This window comes from Rhodophyticola sp. (assembly GCF_965284195.1).
Taxonomy (GTDB): domain Bacteria; phylum Pseudomonadota; class Alphaproteobacteria; order Rhodobacterales; family Rhodobacteraceae; genus Rhodophyticola.
The window spans coordinates 2,867,017-2,881,807 of the sequence record NZ_CBDIRM010000001.1 but is presented as its reverse complement, the minus strand read 5'-3'; the positions used below and the strand labels follow the sequence as shown (position 1 = coordinate 2,881,807).

Sequence of the window (14,791 nt, the reverse complement as noted above, 5' to 3'; positions counted from 1 at the left end):
CGATCGGTCGCGGACAGTTTGAGCAAATGATTGATCAGGATCTGCGCCTGTTCATGGATTGCCACGTCGATCGGATCAGCGTGCCGTCAAGCTATATTGAAACCGCTTCCATCAGACAAAGTAGTCTTCTTATCAAATCCGCGCAGGTCTCGACGGTCCTGCGCTTTTTGGCGCGCGTGACTGGAGGATGCTTGATGGCGAAAATGGATGACGTTGAACTCAACAAGGGTGGTGCGTCGCACCAGACGACGGCGGATGGCTACGACCCTCTGACGACGCAACAGGGTGTGCCGGTCGCCGATGATCAGAACCACCTGAAAGCCGGAACCCGCGGTCCGATGCTGGTCGAAGACTTTCATTTCCGCGAGAAGCTCTTCCACTTCGATCATGAGCGCATTCCCGAACGCGTCGTGCATGCCCGCGGTTATGGAATGCGAGGCTACTTCGAACTGACCGACGACCTGTCCGACGTGACGGACGCGAAAGTTTTGACCGAAGTCGGCACGAAAACGCCCGCCTTCATGCGTCTGTCGACCGTGGCCGGCAGCGCAGGCTCGCCGGACCTTGTCCGCGATGTGCGCGGCTTTGCGGTCAAGCTTTATACCAGCGAAGGTAATTGGGACCTGGTCGGCAATAATATTCCGGTCTTTTTTATCCAAGACGCGATCAAGTTCCCCGATCTCATCCATTCGGTCAAACCGGCTCCGGATCGCGGTTTTCCGCAAGCGCAATCGGCGCATGACAATTTCTGGGATTTCGTCTCGCTGACGCCCGAGAGTATGCACATGGTGATGTGGCACGTGTCCGACCGGACAATCCCCCGATCCTTGCGCTTTATGGAAGGTTTTGGCGTGCACACTTTCCGGCTGTTGAAGGGCGATCAATCGACCTTCGTGAAGTTCCACTGGAAGCCGAAGCTCGGCATGCAATCAGTACTCTGGAACGAAGCGGTGAAGATCAATGGTGCCGATCCGGACTACCACCGAAGGGACATCTGGAATGCGATCGAGGCTGGAGATTATCCGGAATGGGAACTCGGCGTGCAACTCTTCGATCAGGAATTCGCCGACAGTTTCGCCTTCGACGTCCTCGACCCGACAAAGATTATCCCAGAGGAAGAGGTGCCTGTCCGCATCATTGGGCGGCTCGTTCTGGACGAGAACGTCGACAATTTCTTTGCAGAGACTGAGCAGGTGGCTTTTTGCACTCAGAACGTCGTGCGCGGGATCGGATTTACAAACGATCCGCTGCTCCAGGGACGGAACTTCTCCTATCTCGACACGCAGTTGAAGCGGCTCGGCGGGCCGAACTTCACGCATATTCCGGTCAACGCTCCGAAATGCCCCTTCGCGAATTTCCAGCAGGACGGCCACATGGCCATGCGCAACCCGAGCGGTCGCGCGAACTACGAACCCAATAGCTGGGGCACTGACGAGGGCGGTCCTCGAGAAGATCCGGAGAACGGATACAAGCACCATCCGCAGGAGGTGAGCGGCGAAGCGGTTAGGCTGCGCCCGGAGAGCTTCGCCGATCACTACAGTCAGGCACGGCAGTTCTATATCAGCCAGACGGAGGTCGAACAGGGGCACATGCAAGATGCGTTGGCCTTCGAACTCAGCAAGGTCGAACGCGCCGATATTCGCGAACGCGTTGTCGCACATCTGCGCAACATTGATGACGGCCTGGCGGAAAGCGTTGCTGACGCGCTTGGTATGGACCTGCCCGATGCGATTGAACCCCTCGTTAAGCCCGATCAGTCCCTGGACGCTTCGGATGCGTTAAGTATTCTGAAGAATGGTCCCAACAGTTTTGCAGGACGGACGCTGGGCATTCTTGTCTCAGAGGGTGCGGATGCCGATCTCGTCTCGGGCTTGCAATCGTGGGTCGAAGATGTCGGCGGCAGTTGCAAGATCGTTGCTCCAACCGTCGTCGGTGTGCGCTTGAGCGACGATGGCGAGCTGGAAGCCGACGAGAAAATCGAGGGCGGACCGTCCGTCCTGTTCGATGCCGTTGCAGTCATCTTGACAGCAGACGGGGCCGAGCAGCTCGCAGACATTCCTGAGGCACGGGATTTCGTGAGCGACGCTGTCGCGCATAAAAAGTTCATTGCCTTTACGGATGACGCCGAGAAGCTCTTCGAAGCGGCTGGCCTGGAGGCAAACGCGATCGAAGGGTGTTTCGCGGTCTCCGACGTCGAATCTCTGGACGCGTTCTTTCACCAATTAAAAGAACTCCGGGCTTGGGATCGGGACGGCTAAAGGCTTGTGCGTGGCGTATCTCGCAGACACGCTTTCGTAGCTAGGTGCGTAACCGTCGTCTGCTGATCTGATCCATCGCCCAGCCTACCGAGAAGCCATGCAGCATGGTCGACAAAACAATCGTCAACGCGACGATGGCCCAAAGGCGGTCAGCGTCTCCGAAGTTTTCGGACCCAAGAGCATAGCCTAAATAATAGATCGATCCGATCCCGCGAACGCCATAAACGGAAATGACCGCCCGATCCGTCCTCGGCAACGACATCCCAGTTCCTGACGCCCATCCGAATACTGGACGCACCACGACGAGCAAAAATACCACAAGGACAATATCGGACCATGCGAGGGCCGGCAGGAGGAGCGGTAGCGCCGCGCCCAAGGCGATCAGTAAAAGGGCGGTCAGGGCGTGCTCGATGGATTCGGAAAAGTCGTGGAGCCGCTTGTGAAAGTGGTGGTCCTCTTCAGCGCGGCGGAGGGTAAGACCCATGACAGCAACCGCAATGAACCCATAGCCTTCGACAAGCTCTGTCGCACCGTAGCACAGGAATACACCCGCAATTGCAACCACACCTGACCCGGTTTCGGCCAGAGCGGCATCCCCTGGGACCGAGAAGAGAAGATAACCCAAAGCCTGTCCGAACACCCAACCGGGGAATGTTCCCACAGCGATCCTGTAAGCGACGTCGATTGCCAGCCAGTTTGTCAGCCAGCCCGTATCGGCGACCCCATAGACGAAGACCGACATAGCAAGATAGACAAATGGAAACGCCAGCCCGTCATTCAGCGTCGCTTCCGTGGTCAGGGTGAACCGCACTGGATGTTCTTCGCCCTCCTGCGGCGGTCCGACCTGAACGTCAGCGGCTAAGACCGGATCGGTCGGGGACAGGACCGCACCGAGCAACAACGCCCCGGCGAGGGTGAACCCGCCCAAGGAAACTCCGAGAATTGCCGTTTCCGCGATCGTCAGCGGCATGGCAATCACCAGCAGGCGAAGGGTTGGACGCCACTTCTTCAAGAGGCCGAGGCGGTCGATGCGCATACCCGCACCGAAGAGGGCGGCAATCACGCAAATCTCGCTCGCACTCTCCCAGAGTTTGGGCTGCGACCGCGGATCGGGAACGGGCGGAAGCTCCGGAATGATCAAGGCTGCGAGTGCGGATAGCAGGATCATCAGCGGCGCGGCGGCAGGTTCGCGGTCGGAGACAAGTCGCGGCAGCCATCTGGCCAGAACGATCACGGCACCAATGACGGCAAGCCAGAGATGGTAGGCACTGAACTCGAACAGGTTTTGCAATGTCACATGGCCACTCCCCGCCTTTGTTATTGAACCGTGGCCGAACCGGGAACGTCCTCCCGGCTGCTCTCGACGGGTCCAGTATGCCAATTTCCACAGGCTAGGCGCGATAGGCCGGCAACCGTCAATCTACATTGAAATGCACCAGCCAGGTTTCTCTAAGCTGCCAACAAAACTCAGGGAGCCCGCGCAGATGCACAATCTTTTCTATCTTATCGGACTGGTCGTGGTTGTTCTCGCGATCCTCAACTTCATCGCATAGCAAACAAGGAGGACGATATGGCTGACCCAACCCCCCCTACCAAATCCGCGAAGACAACCCCACCTTCTCGATCATCGAAAACCGAAGACGCAACGTCGGTTGCCGACGATGCGAAAGAAATCGCATCCGATGTGTCGCAAAGGGCCGCGTCTCACGCCTCCGACATGAAAGACAAGGCCGTCTCCTATGCTGAAAGCCACAAAGACAGCGTGGCAGAAGAAGGTCACAACGTTGCTTCGGCCCTGCGGAAGGCGGCTGACGAGATGCGATCGGGATCGCCGCAAGAGCGGACCCTCGGGCAAATTGCGGACGGGATCGCAGATGTGTCTGACGCCATCAAGAACAAGGATATGAGTGAGATTGTGGGCGATCTGAACGGGTTTGCACGGCGCAATCCGACGGTCTTTCTCGGTGCGGCCGCGCTTCTGGGTTTTGTCGCCGTGCGCTTCGCGAAGGCGAGCAACGATGGCAGCGCGCAGTCAGGCCGGTCGGAATTTGGGGCCACCTCGTCCTCGACGGTCAGCGACCGTTCCGGCACGCCGACATCCACGGTCACGCCTGGTCACACGACATCACAAGGCGCTCGGACATGAGTGAGACGTCAAAATCCGCAAGCGGTCTCGTTGGCGACGCGCTCGGTCACGTAAGCGCCCTTGTACGCAACGAGGTTGATCTCGCCCGGGCCGAGGTCAACGAAAACCTGAAGTCCGCCGGTGTCGCCATCGGTCTCATCGTCGGCGCGGTGGTGGTCGCGCTTGTCGCCTTGAACGTACTCGTCGCGGCCGTGGTCGCCGGCCTGACTGAAGCCGGGCTACACGGCGGCTGGGCGGCGCTGATCGTTGGCGTGGTGCTTGCCGGAATTGCCTACGCGATGGCGCACAAGGGCACCAGCGATCTCAAGTTGAGCAGCCTCGCACCGACCCGCACCGCCGAGAACCTCAAACGCGACGCCGAAGCCGTGAAGGAGGCTTACAATGAAGACTGATACCCGCACCCCAGAAGAGATCGAACGCGACATCGAACGCGAGCGCGCCGGTCTGACGAATACGATCGAAGATTTACAGGACAAGTTTTCTGTGGAAACGCTCGCCCGGCAGTTCACCGACCATTTACGCGAGAATGGCAGTGATATCGGCCGCTCTGTTTCGCAATCGGTCAAGGACAACCCTATGGCCGTGGCTCTGACTGGTATTGGTCTCGCTTGGATGATCTTTGGCGGTGGGTCCGCGTCGCAGCGTAGAAGCTATGAGCGCCGTGATGACCGCCATGACGACTACGATGGCAGATATCGCTTCGCATCGGATCGGCGTGACCGGTCTGCGCTTGACTATGATCGAAACGACCATCGGTCGGATCGTAATACAGAACCGGCCTGGCTGCGATCCGGTGGCGAGACGACATATGGCACCACGCGCACATCCTCGGATTTGGGTGACGACAATTCTGGGTCGGATGGTGGATCGCTCGGAGATACCGCGAAATCAGCCGGGAAGACCGTCAAGGAAACGGTACAGTCCGTGTCCTCGGCTGCACAATCGGCAAAAGAAGGAGTATCGGATGCGGCGGATCGCACCACAGCTCAGGCCGCGGCACTTCGTGATCGCCTGTCTGAAGGGACGGAGAAATTTTCCGAAGAGGCGCGTAATCGTGTGGTTACGGCGCGGCAGCATGCTTGGGACTCTTACCAGGCTACGCAACGCCATGCCCGGACAGGTCAACGGCGTGCCGCCGAACTTTACGACGATCAGCCGCTGATCGGAGGGGCGCTTGCCTTTGCTGTGGGCGCCGCCGTCGCTGCAGCTCTCCCGCGCACGCAGATGGAAGACGACTATTTGGGCGAACAGAGCGATGCAGCGATCGCCGAGGCCGAACGCGTGTTCCAGCAAGAAAAGTCCAAGCTGACGGAGGTTGCGAAAGCGGCTGGGGAAGAAGTGAAAAAAGCTGCCAAGGACGTTAAAGACACGGCAGATTCGAAGGCGTCTTCCAGAACTGCTGCCAAGTCTGCCGCAAAGACCGTTAAAAAGGCGGGCGAGCGTGTCACCAAGGCCGCGAAGGATGAGGCAAAGAAACAGGATCTTGGCAAGCCAAAGTCCTGATGCGTCATCTGTTCGGCGATGCTCAGACCGGGCTCCTATGAGCGCTATCGTGATGGAGAAGCTGTAGTGGCCAGAGGACGTGAGGCGGAAACGCCGGCGGAAATTCCGCCCAAGGGCTGGAAGGATATCGCCTTCCGGGTAAAGGACGAGATCGCGGCCGATCATGTCGGCCTGATCTCGGCTGGTGTCGCCTTCTATGCCCTGATGGCAATCTTTCCCGCGATCACGGCGCTCATGGCACTGGCAGGGCTGGTGTTCGAACCCGAGCAGGTGACGGCGCAACTGGAAACCCTCGCCTCTTTCATGCCCGAGGATGCCGCGCAGATCATTCTCGATCAGGCCGTCGCCGTGGCCGGATCCCAAAATGCCGGCCTGGGTCTGGCCTTCTTCGTCGGCTTCGCGATCGCGATCTATTCTGCATCCAAAGGCATGGCGAGCCTGATCGAAGGTCTCAACGTGGCCTATGACGAGGAAGAGACGCGGGGTTTCGTCAAGCGAACGGCGCTTACGCTCGGTCTGACATTGTTCCTGATCATCGGCATATTGGCAGGGTTGGCGGCCGCATTGGCAGTGCCTGCCTTGCTCGGAGCGATCGACCTACCGGCATGGGTTGAGCTGGTCCTTCAAATCGGACGATGGCTCCTCTTGGCACTTCTGACGATCCTGGGCCTCGCCGTCCTCTATCGGTTCGGTCCGTACCGGGACAAGCCCGAATGGCAGTGGCTGACGCCGGGCGCGGTCCTCGCCTGCGCGGTATGGCTGGTCGCCTCGATCGCGTTCTCCATTTATGTCAGCAACTTCGGAAGCTACAACGAGACTTTTGGCAGTCTGGCCGGCGTGATCGTGCTCCTCATGTGGCTGTGGTTGTCTGCGTTCATCATTCTCATGGGAGCGGAGCTTAATGCCGAGATGGAAGCGCAAACCCGGCACGATACGACCACCGGTCCTGACGAACCCATGGGCGCGCGGGGAGCGCAGAAGGCGGATAAACTCGGGGAACAGGCCTGATCAGCGCCTCACCCCGTGCTCGCACTTTCAGGTGCAGTGCCGGGCGAAAGAGGGGATTTCAGTGCCATGAAGAATGACTACCCTATCACCCCAGACGGTCGATACTTCGTCGCGAAGAACCGGCTTTGGCGTTGCACAAACCCCAATCTAACGGACAGCGAGCGACGGACTTATGTCAAGGAGCTGATGGAAGCCCGGCGCGCCGTCAAACACGCCTCGAACGAGGCCGACTTGCGAGCAGCGCGAGCAGCAGTGCAGCGCGCCAAGGAATGCCTCGGCGAACGCGGACCGGTTTGGTGGGACGATGGCGCGGAGGATGTGACCCGATATCATCCCAAGAACACTGAATATGCTGATTGGTGGGCAGAGATCTCTGGCGAGTAGGCGCGTGGCGCGCTAGTTCGGCTGGATCGCAATACGATAGATGCCGGAGAAGTCATCCGGATCGACAGGTTGACCGCCTTGTTTAATTGCGATTCGACCGGTTTTCGCAGCGGCGACCGCACGATCGCGAATGGGACCCATCAACCGGCGCCACGCCTCGGGATCACTCCCGGCAATCTCACGAGCGACTTCCGAGGGACAGATGGTTTTTTCAGGTCCGCGCTTGGCGGCGAGACGCATCATCGTCTCATCGATTTGATGGTCGTCAATGGTACTGCGCCTCTTATCCATGATCCTGCTCGATCATCATGTTGCCTGTCGAGGGTAACTTGCGTGCATGACCGTCCTGACAAGTTGGCGCCTCGCTGAGGGCTATGCTGTTCGTTCGCTGCGGGCCAAGAGGACAGCCGCGATCCCCATCAGACCTGAAGATGCACGGTTGATGATCCGTCGTCTCAAAGGCGTCAGAGCGTGAACGCCGAGAAGCGCACCTGCCGACACCCAGAGCAAAGCGGCCACCCCTTCGGCCACCAGGTAGAGCGCGCCAAGGGCAAAAAGCTGCGGCATCATCTGCGCAGTATCGGACACGAATTGGAGCAGAAAGGCTGTCAGGAGAAGATAGGCTTTTGGATCGCCCATCAAGGTCAGGAATTCGCGGCGCATGAGAGTGGATACGTCCGGTGCCTTCAGCTCGGCCGAAACATCCGCTCGCCAGAACTGAACGGCCAGAAAGAGCAGGTAGGCGACCCCGATCCATTTCAGAATGAGGAACGCGACCTCGGATGTCCGCAGGAGCACGTCCAGACTCAAGGAGACCAGGACGACAAGCACCGCCCATGCAGCGAGCCGGCCTAAGATACTTTTTGCCGTCAATCGCCAGCCGGCCTTGGTCGCTGAGACAAATGCCAGAAGGTTGTTCGCCCCGGGCGATGCACCGAGCAGAAGCGCCGCCGGAAGGAAGATCAGAAGCTGTTCCAATGTCATTAACTCAGGTCTCCAGCGTGAAACGTAGATAGACCTCGATGCTAAGCACGATGCCCCGGTCGGCAAAGCTCGTTCAAGAAAAACCCGCCGTGAAGGCGGGTTCCTCTCTTGCACCTCGGCAAAGAGCGTCAGAGCGACCGCTGCCAGCGATCAACCTCTTCTTCGGCCTCTTCCTTGGTCTTGCCATACCGCTCCTGAACCTTACCGGCGAGCTGGTCACGCTTCCCGGCAGCGACGTCGAGATCGTCATTCGTGAGCTCGCCCCACTGCTCCTGAGCCTTGCCTTTCATCTGTTGCCATTTGCCTTCGATCTGATCCCAGTTCATGGTCTCCTCCTTGGTTTACATGGATCGACGCCCTGACGAATAGCTCGTCCGAGCGGAGACGCGAGATAGCGTCGGAGCAAGTCTAACGTGCCGGCACGCCACTGGTTTCAAGGCAGGTTGATGCTCCTGAAGTCGCAACCAGCTCGTTGATCTGTGTTTGAGATGCCGATTAATGAGCGCTACAACAAATCGTGCGGCATGCCGTCCGGCACATCGATAGATGTTCCATCCCGGATGATCACATAGATCCTCGGCGATCTGCGTTTTTCATGGCAAGATCGGTTCTGAGTGACGTTCGGGACGGAGTGCAACCATGCTGATCCATCTTCACAAGCAGGCGACGACGACGCCCAAGATAAGGGCTGCAATCCAGGCGAGCGATGAGCCTGCATCGGCCCTGGCGTCACGCTTCGGCACGACTGAACAGACGGTGTATAAATGGAAACACCGCGACAGCGTTCACGACCGCAGCCATACGCCGCACCGCCTGCAAACGACGCTGACCCCGGCCCAGGAGGCCGTCGCCGTGGCGCTGCGCACGACGCTGCTGGTGTCGCTGGACGACCTGCTGGCGGTGGTGCGCGAGTTTCTCAATCCGAATGCCTCGCGCTCTGGGCTGGACCGCTGCCTGCGTCGGCATGGCGTTGGAAACCTGCGCGATCTCAAGGCGAAGGGACAGAAGCCGAAGCACAGCGCCTTCAAAGCCTATGAGCCCGGCTACATCCACGTAGACGTGAAATACCTGCCTCAGATGGCTGACGAAACTTCACGCCGCTATCTTTTCGTGGCAATCGACCGAGCGACGCGTTGGGTCTTCATCCGCGTATTCAGGGCCAAGACTGCGGCCAACGCCCGGCGCTTCCTGCGTGACCTGGAGCGCGCTTGTCCGCTGCGCATCCGCACGGTCTTGACCGATAATGGCAAGGAGTTCACCGATCGCCTCTTCGGCTTGCGCAGGCGCGTCGCGACCGGCGCTCACGAGTTCGACACGCTGTGCGCCGCCCTCGACATCGAACATCGCCTTACTCCGCCGAGGTCGCCTCAGACAAACGGCATGGTCGAGCGCTTCAATGGCCGCATCGAAGACGTGCTTCAAAGCCACCATTTCAAATCAGGTGAAGAACTGGAGACGACGCTGCACCGCTACGTCTGGCTCTACAACCAGCAACTGCCGCAGTCAGCCTTGGGCAGCAAGACGCCCTTACAGGCGATGAAGGACTGGCACAAACTCAAGCCGGAACTGTTCAAGAAACAACCATATTACCTGCCGGGATGTGACAGATAGACACAGTCTTTCTCTTCGCCCAATTTTCCAACCATTCTACTGCTCCCGGTCGTTTGCGGATAGCCCGGTCGGATTTCGGCGGCACCCAGCCGTAGATTGGCTGTTCGCGGTAGCTCGGTTTGGACATGCCAAAAACCCATCGCATATTGCCGTAGGTCGCCGGGTCCCGTCCGTCGAGGGATAGGCGGTCGTTGAGATAGCAGGCGGTTTTCCAAGCGGTCTCCGGATCCCGCGTCCACTTGATGATCTGCTTGCCCCAATACATACGCAGATTGTTGTGCATGTACCCGGTCTCAAGCCACTGGCGCTGCGCCGCGTTCCAGGTTTCGTCCTCGGTGCGTCCGTGTACGAAATCAGTGAGGGAATAAAGAACAGGGCGTTCGTCATCGGCGTGGTCCAGCAACGATTGGCGCGGGCGCTCCGGTACCGTCTGGAAACTATCGGGGTGGTCTGCCTGATAGGCCAGATAGTGAAAATATTCGCGCCAGGTCAAAAGCTCGTCGAGATATTTCCACTTCGCGTTGGCTGGCACATCCGCCGCGCGAACTGCCGCCGTGATCACGCGCGGCCCGATCACGCCGAAATGCAGATAGGGTGACAAGCGGGAGACGCCGTCCTCTTCGGCCGGGTTGTTGCGGCGATAAGGATATGTCTTCAGCGCATGGTCAATGAAGTCTGTGAGTGCTTTCTCAGCGGCCGCAGCTGTCGGCGGAAACCCGGCGCAGGGGGGCAGGGTGTGATCGATCGCACATGCGGCGATAATCGACCCAATCTCTGCGTCGGACTTGGCGGCCAAGCCTTCATCCTCAAAACACACCTCTCCATCATACAGAGGGCATTGGCTGTCGAAGTCGGCAGCATGAGCTTCGTAGAGCGACCGCAGTTCGCCACTGGCCTTGCGGAACGCCGGCGTCGTCGAGAGTTTATCGGGCAGCAATTGCGTCGGCACCAAACGGGCAGTGTCCACCGCAAAGACCGCGCGTTCACAGCGGTTTGCAAAGCGTTGCGCCTGCATCCGGGCGACGAAGACAGGATGATCGTCGGTGACGACGGCTGCGGCGCTGTCGGCCAACCGATAGACCAAACCTTTCTCGCGTTGTCCGTCACGTTCCACATAGGTCACGCAGCGTAGCCCACGCGTTTCGCAGTTCTTCTGTAAATCGCTGCTCGCGCCGAGTAGAAATGTATGCAGGCGGTCAGAGGCGTAAGGGTAGTCTTCGCGAATGCCATGATACACAAGAACTGGCAGGCCCAACTGATTTCCAAGGTCAATCGCGGCATCAATGGCCGGGTTGTCCCAAGCCCTTAACGTCTGTTGCAACCAGCAAAGGACGTAGGCGGTCTTGGTCCTTTCAACCGATCGCCCATTAAGTGACCTCACGCGGTCAGCGATGTCAGGCGACCAGTCAACCATTTTGGGCTGCCTTTCGCGAGCGACGTTCGCGGAGTTCACGCGGTTTTCGGCTGCCATGTTTTTCAAAGACTTCAGCAGCCTCCGACTTCGCTTCACTCGTGCGCCGCAGCGCATAGATGCGCTGCTTTGCATCCCTGGTAGTTTCGCGGTAATCGACAATCGGTGCAGGGTAGTTTGAAGGGGGGTTGTCGAGCGTCCAGGGTTCCTGCAGCTCCGACCCGTCCAGAGCCGCAAGTTCGGGTACCCAAGCGCGCGTGAAGTCGCCGGTCGGGTCCTGATCGTAGCCCTGTTTTACCGGCGAATAGATCCGCACCGCATTTATCCCTGTCTCACCTGACTGCATCTGAGTTTGCGGCCAATGAATGCCGGGCTCGTAGTCCGTGAAGAGCCGCGCCAGAACCTCGCCCGATTGCTGCCAGGGGAGCCAGAGGTTATAGGAAGCAAACGACATGAGCATCGCGCGCATGCGGAAATTGATCCAACCGGTCGCCTTCAGGTAGCGCATGCAGGCATCGACGAAGGGATATCCGGTATGGCCCGTGGCGAAGGCCGTTAGTCGGGCGTCGTCATTCGGCGGCGGTCGCAACCCTTCATAGATGCGCGCCATCGGCAGCCATTCGATCTCAGGCTCCGCCTCTAGTTTTTGCATGAAATGGCAGTGCCAATGCAGCCGACCGATGAAGGATTTGAGCGCGCCTGGCCACAGGCCGCGTTCGGATTTGGGCAGTTCCGCAATCTCGGCCTGCCGTTTAAGAGTTGCCTGGTAAATCTCTCGCATGGAGAGGCTGCCCGCGACAAGATGCGGAGAAAGCCGCGAGCACGCCGTCTCTCCGGTCACCGGGCTCGACATCGCTTTCTGATATGGTTCGCCGCGGTCGTAAAGAAAGCTTTCAAGCGTTTTCAGAGCCGCCGCCCTCCCGGGCGGTTGAAGATCCTGAATGCCATCATGCTTAAGGCCTAAGTCCTTCGCCTCCAGCAGCTTCTCATCTCCGAACGACACCCAGTCGATCTTCTCCGGCACTGGGCGGATCGATTCGGACATCATGGCGTCCCAGCGTTTCGCCCATTTGTTGCGATCGAGCGCAGGACCACGCCAGATGCCGTATTGTTGGAACTCATCGAACGCGATGTCATGATCACGGCACCAGCAATGAACCTGTTTGTCCCGTGCAAAGGTCCAAGCATTGCCGGTTTCCATATGAGCGACCAGCCGAAATGGGCCGTGGTCGGAACGAATTTCCTTCAAGGCGTCAACAACCGCTCCGATATGGATGGTGAGGCGGCCGCCATGGTCGGCGATCTGATCCCGGAGGCTCTCGACGGCGCCTCGGAGTAATCCCCATTGCCGGTAGCTGGTATCCGGAAGTGCCCAGTAGTCCGGTTCGACGACGTAAAGCGGAAGCACCCGTCCGGCCGCGCTCGCGACACAAAGCGCCTCGTGGTCTTCCAAACGCAAATCCTTCTTGTACCAGACAACGGTCAGGGCCGGTTCATCGATGTGCTTTGATGATCGTGTAGACGTCTTCACAAGGGCAAATGACTTTCCATGGTTCGCGGCGATGATCCGGGTCTGTGGCCCAGGTCCGACAATCCCAGCTTATTGGCTGTGAACATGGTGCGGCGTCGCCATGCTTCAATCTAGCGGAACGCCAGGTCCCATGGACAGTTCCATACTAGACGCGACTCCGCAGCGCCCTGCCCACGTAGCGACCAGCCGGAGTAATCGAACAACCTTGGATCAAAAAGGATGCCCACGATGACCTTAACACTGCCCTCCGTTCGAGAAATTCCGACCGATCAGGAAACGGTCTATGCTTTTGAAATCAGCGGTCACGTCTCCGACGACGATGCCGAGGAGCTGGCGAAGTACATGAACGACGCCTTCGACCGGCACGAAAAGGTCAGCATGCTCATGAAGCTCGACGGCTATGAAGGCAGCGACAAGGATGCGATCTTCGATGGAGACGTTCTGGAATCGCGCTGGCGTTCGCTGTTCAACGTTGAAAAATACGCCGTCGTCGGCGCGCCGGACAACGCGGAGAAGATGATCGGGTTCATGGATAAACTCATCCCGGTCGATGCCCGAACCTTCAAATCTCTTGAAGAGCACGCCGCCTGGGAATTTATCGGAGCCAACCCGAGAACTTAACGACCGCAGCGTCTTTGCCCCGCGACCAGGTGACGGCTGAGTTGCCGTGTAGCGCGGTGCCGATGCCGCGCGTTGTATCAAGCTAGCTTGAAGAGGGTTCAGCCAATGGAGGCTAGACATCCGACCAGAGCACATCCGTGTGGGAGCACTCAATGGACAAGATCAAAACTGTCGAAGGCGCAAATTCCGACCTTCAAAATCTTGAGAAGCAGCGGATAAAACATGCCCTTGTGGAGGGCGGTTCGGTCTCGGAAGAAGGATCATTCTACGCCCAATCATTGGCCGACGGTGACAGCGGGCTTGCCCGGCTACCCGTTTCGAAACGCCCGCCAACGGATTCGGAAACCGCCCAATAGGCGGCGGGAGTTCATAGCTCGAGCACATTGGCACATAACTGAGGTGAGTTCGATGATGTTCAGACGGTCCTAAGAAGAAAACGCGCTTCCCCAGGGACATAGGGAAGCGCTTGAGCACTCGTTACAGAGTACAATGTGGACCAATCGATCCACGGGGGGACTATCGCCTCAGCCGTCGTATTCCGGCTGGGCTTCGAGTTCTTCCTTGGTCGCGTTGACGTAGACGCGGATATCGCCACCATCCTCGCTGCGCATGATTTTCAGCTCGTCCATCGTGACCGCGATCCGATGCTCGCCAAGACCGAGGAAACCACCGATGTCGAGGACCGCCTCTTTGATTTTGCCACTGTCATCCAGGAGCAACTCATTGACCTCACCGATGTCTTCGTCGTTAGCGCCGTAGACGCGCGCGCCAGTCAGATCTTCGGTTGTCATCTGATCCGGCGTGGCAACCGCGTAGCCGTCGCGTTCGATCTCAGGGGTCGCAAGCATCGGACGGGCCGGATCCTGCGTTGCCGTCTCAGTCTGCGCAGCCGCAGTTTCGGTTTCCTGCATCGCCGCTTCGCGCTGGCGCTCATAGGCCGGCGCGTCGGTCAAGGCATCCTTGTTTGTCTTCACGACGAGAAAGAATTCGTCTGGATCATCGTCCTCATTGACGAACTTGATGCTCTTCATATCAACGGCGACATCCTTCTCGCCGATCCCAAGGAACCCTCCGACACCAAGGATGACAGCCTTCACCTGACCGTCCCGGGCGAGGATCACCTCGTTGACCTCGCCGATATCGTCCCAGTTCGCTTCAGAATCGTCCGGCACGACCGTATCGGCGTTGAAGGAATCGAAGTCCTGTTCGGCCGAATAGACGCGCATACCGATCAGCTCGGAAGCGTAGAGGTCCTGACCTTGGGCAGAGTCGTAGGTGGCCATCATCCCGGAATGGGCATCGGCAAAGGCAGCGGTGCCAAGCGCGAGACTTAT

The 14,791-nt window shown here is 58.7% G+C and carries 16 protein-coding genes; 9 read left to right on the top strand and 7 right to left on the bottom strand.

Annotated elements, in window-relative coordinates; all coding sequences use genetic code 11:
• Window positions 1-203: 203 nt before the first annotated feature.
• Window positions 204-2,258 carry a catalase gene (locus ACQ651_RS14450; protein ID WP_430450333.1) on the top strand — a complete coding sequence of 685 codons (2,055 nt, stop codon included), beginning with the start codon at window positions 204-206 and terminating at the stop codon, window positions 2,256-2,258.
• A 40-nt stretch (window positions 2,259-2,298) separates the two neighbouring features.
• On the opposite strand, the gene ACQ651_RS14445 is transcribed toward ACQ651_RS14450, so the two are convergent.
• Window positions 2,299-3,555 carry a cation:proton antiporter gene (locus ACQ651_RS14445; RefSeq protein ID WP_430449651.1) on the bottom strand — a complete coding sequence of 419 codons (1,257 nt, stop codon included), beginning with the start codon at window positions 3,553-3,555 and terminating at the stop codon, window positions 2,299-2,301.
• 273 nt (window positions 3,556-3,828) lie between these two features.
• Between ACQ651_RS14445 and ACQ651_RS14440 the strand changes: the two genes are divergently transcribed.
• The 5 genes from ACQ651_RS14440 to ACQ651_RS14420 all read left to right on the top strand — a co-directional run bounded on the left by ACQ651_RS14440 (window position 3,829) and on the right by ACQ651_RS14420 (window position 7,299).
• The gene (locus ACQ651_RS14440) at window positions 3,829-4,404 is read left to right on the top strand and encodes a hypothetical protein (protein ID WP_430449650.1); all 576 of its coding nucleotides are present in this window, start codon (window positions 3,829-3,831) and stop codon (window positions 4,402-4,404) included.
• Window positions 4,401-4,796: a phage holin family protein gene (locus ACQ651_RS14435; protein WP_430449649.1), complete on the top strand. Its 396-nt coding sequence runs from the start codon at window positions 4,401-4,403 to the stop codon at window positions 4,794-4,796. Before ACQ651_RS14440 ends, ACQ651_RS14435 begins: the two co-directional genes overlap by 4 nt.
• Window positions 4,786-5,907, top strand: a complete 1,122-nt coding sequence (locus ACQ651_RS14430; RefSeq protein ID WP_430449648.1) for a DUF3618 domain-containing protein — start codon at window positions 4,786-4,788, stop codon at window positions 5,905-5,907. Before ACQ651_RS14435 ends, ACQ651_RS14430 begins: the two co-directional genes overlap by 11 nt.
• 18 nt (window positions 5,908-5,925) lie before the next feature.
• Entirely contained in the window at window positions 5,926-6,915 is a 990-nt protein-coding gene (locus ACQ651_RS14425; protein WP_430449647.1) for a YihY/virulence factor BrkB family protein, read from the top strand.
• A gap of 66 nt (window positions 6,916-6,981) precedes the next feature.
• On the top strand, window positions 6,982-7,299 hold the full coding sequence (locus ACQ651_RS14420; protein WP_430449646.1) for a hypothetical protein: 318 nt from the start codon (window positions 6,982-6,984) through the stop codon (window positions 7,297-7,299).
• Window positions 7,300-7,311: 12 nt separating this feature from the next.
• Here ACQ651_RS14420 and ACQ651_RS14415 read toward each other — a convergent pair whose 3' ends face one another.
• The 3 genes from ACQ651_RS14415 to ACQ651_RS14405 all read right to left on the bottom strand — a co-directional run bounded on the left by ACQ651_RS14415 (window position 7,312) and on the right by ACQ651_RS14405 (window position 8,609).
• Window positions 7,312-7,590, bottom strand: coding sequence for a DUF3253 domain-containing protein (locus ACQ651_RS14415; protein WP_430449645.1), 279 nt, complete (start codon window positions 7,588-7,590; stop codon window positions 7,312-7,314).
• An 81-nt stretch (window positions 7,591-7,671) separates the two neighbouring features.
• Window positions 7,672-8,283, bottom strand: a complete 612-nt coding sequence (locus ACQ651_RS14410; RefSeq protein WP_430449644.1) for a LysE family translocator — start codon at window positions 8,281-8,283, stop codon at window positions 7,672-7,674.
• A 128-nt stretch (window positions 8,284-8,411) separates the two neighbouring features.
• Complete coding sequence (locus ACQ651_RS14405) at window positions 8,412-8,609, bottom strand: CsbD family protein (RefSeq protein WP_430449643.1); 198 nt, start codon at window positions 8,607-8,609, stop codon at window positions 8,412-8,414.
• Between the two features lie 313 nt (window positions 8,610-8,922).
• Between ACQ651_RS14405 and ACQ651_RS14400 the strand changes: the two genes are divergently transcribed.
• Window positions 8,923-9,894, top strand: coding sequence for an IS481 family transposase (locus tag ACQ651_RS14400; RefSeq protein ID WP_430449642.1), 972 nt, complete (start codon window positions 8,923-8,925; stop codon window positions 9,892-9,894).
• On the opposite strand, the gene ACQ651_RS14395 is transcribed toward ACQ651_RS14400, so the two are convergent.
• Both ACQ651_RS14395 and ACQ651_RS14390 read right to left on the bottom strand, forming a co-directional pair.
• Window positions 9,854-11,308 (bottom strand): deoxyribodipyrimidine photo-lyase, encoded by a 1,455-nt coding sequence (locus ACQ651_RS14395; protein WP_430449641.1) that lies wholly within the window; start codon window positions 11,306-11,308, stop codon window positions 9,854-9,856. The two genes, ACQ651_RS14400 and ACQ651_RS14395, sit on opposite strands and share 41 nt — an antisense overlap.
• Window positions 11,301-12,836, bottom strand: a complete 1,536-nt coding sequence (locus tag ACQ651_RS14390; RefSeq protein WP_430449640.1) for a deoxyribodipyrimidine photo-lyase/cryptochrome family protein — start codon at window positions 12,834-12,836, stop codon at window positions 11,301-11,303. Before ACQ651_RS14390 ends, ACQ651_RS14395 begins: the two co-directional genes overlap by 8 nt.
• A 228-nt stretch (window positions 12,837-13,064) precedes the next feature.
• On the opposite strand from ACQ651_RS14390, the gene ACQ651_RS14385 reads away from it, so the two are divergent.
• Window positions 13,065-13,457, top strand: coding sequence for an STAS/SEC14 domain-containing protein (locus tag ACQ651_RS14385; protein ID WP_430449639.1), 393 nt, complete (start codon window positions 13,065-13,067; stop codon window positions 13,455-13,457).
• Between the two features lie 152 nt (window positions 13,458-13,609).
• Window positions 13,610-13,813 carry a hypothetical protein gene (locus ACQ651_RS14380; protein ID WP_430449638.1) on the top strand — a complete coding sequence of 68 codons (204 nt, stop codon included), beginning with the start codon at window positions 13,610-13,612 and terminating at the stop codon, window positions 13,811-13,813.
• Window positions 13,814-13,981: 168 nt separating this feature from the next.
• Here ACQ651_RS14380 and ACQ651_RS14375 read toward each other — a convergent pair whose 3' ends face one another.
• Entirely contained in the window at window positions 13,982-14,740 is a 759-nt protein-coding gene (locus ACQ651_RS14375; RefSeq protein WP_430449637.1) for a PRC-barrel domain-containing protein, read from the bottom strand.
• Window positions 14,741-14,791: the final 51 nt, after the last annotated feature.

What these genes read in the sequence shown, in the direction of transcription:
- ACQ651_RS14400 (WP_430449642.1), top strand. Translation starts at nt 8,923, where the DNA reads ATGCTGATCCATCTTCACAAGCAGGCGACGACGACGCCCAAGATAAGG.
- ACQ651_RS14380 (WP_430449638.1), top strand. Translation starts at nt 13,610, where the DNA reads ATGGACAAGATCAAAACTGTCGAAGGCGCAAATTCCGACCTTCAAAAT.
- ACQ651_RS14420 (WP_430449646.1), top strand. Translation starts at nt 6,982, where the DNA reads ATGAAGAATGACTACCCTATCACCCCAGACGGTCGATACTTCGTCGCG.
- ACQ651_RS14430 (WP_430449648.1), top strand. Translation starts at nt 4,786, where the DNA reads ATGAAGACTGATACCCGCACCCCAGAAGAGATCGAACGCGACATCGAA.
- ACQ651_RS14410 (WP_430449644.1), bottom strand. Translation starts at nt 8,283, where the DNA reads ATGACATTGGAACAGCTTCTGATCTTCCTTCCGGCGGCGCTTCTGCTC.
- ACQ651_RS14440 (WP_430449650.1), top strand. Translation starts at nt 3,829, where the DNA reads ATGGCTGACCCAACCCCCCCTACCAAATCCGCGAAGACAACCCCACCT.
- ACQ651_RS14425 (WP_430449647.1), top strand. Translation starts at nt 5,926, where the DNA reads ATGCTCAGACCGGGCTCCTATGAGCGCTATCGTGATGGAGAAGCTGTA.
- ACQ651_RS14435 (WP_430449649.1), top strand. Translation starts at nt 4,401, where the DNA reads ATGAGTGAGACGTCAAAATCCGCAAGCGGTCTCGTTGGCGACGCGCTC.
- ACQ651_RS14405 (WP_430449643.1), bottom strand. Translation starts at nt 8,609, where the DNA reads ATGAACTGGGATCAGATCGAAGGCAAATGGCAACAGATGAAAGGCAAG.
- ACQ651_RS14415 (WP_430449645.1), bottom strand. Translation starts at nt 7,590, where the DNA reads ATGGATAAGAGGCGCAGTACCATTGACGACCATCAAATCGATGAGACG.
- ACQ651_RS14450 (WP_430450333.1), top strand. Translation starts at nt 204, where the DNA reads ATGGATGACGTTGAACTCAACAAGGGTGGTGCGTCGCACCAGACGACG.
- ACQ651_RS14375 (WP_430449637.1), bottom strand. Translation starts at nt 14,740, where the DNA reads ATGGCCACCTACGACTCTGCCCAAGGTCAGGACCTCTACGCTTCCGAG.
- ACQ651_RS14385 (WP_430449639.1), top strand. Translation starts at nt 13,065, where the DNA reads ATGACCTTAACACTGCCCTCCGTTCGAGAAATTCCGACCGATCAGGAA.
- ACQ651_RS14395 (WP_430449641.1), bottom strand. Translation starts at nt 11,308, where the DNA reads ATGGTTGACTGGTCGCCTGACATCGCTGACCGCGTGAGGTCACTTAAT.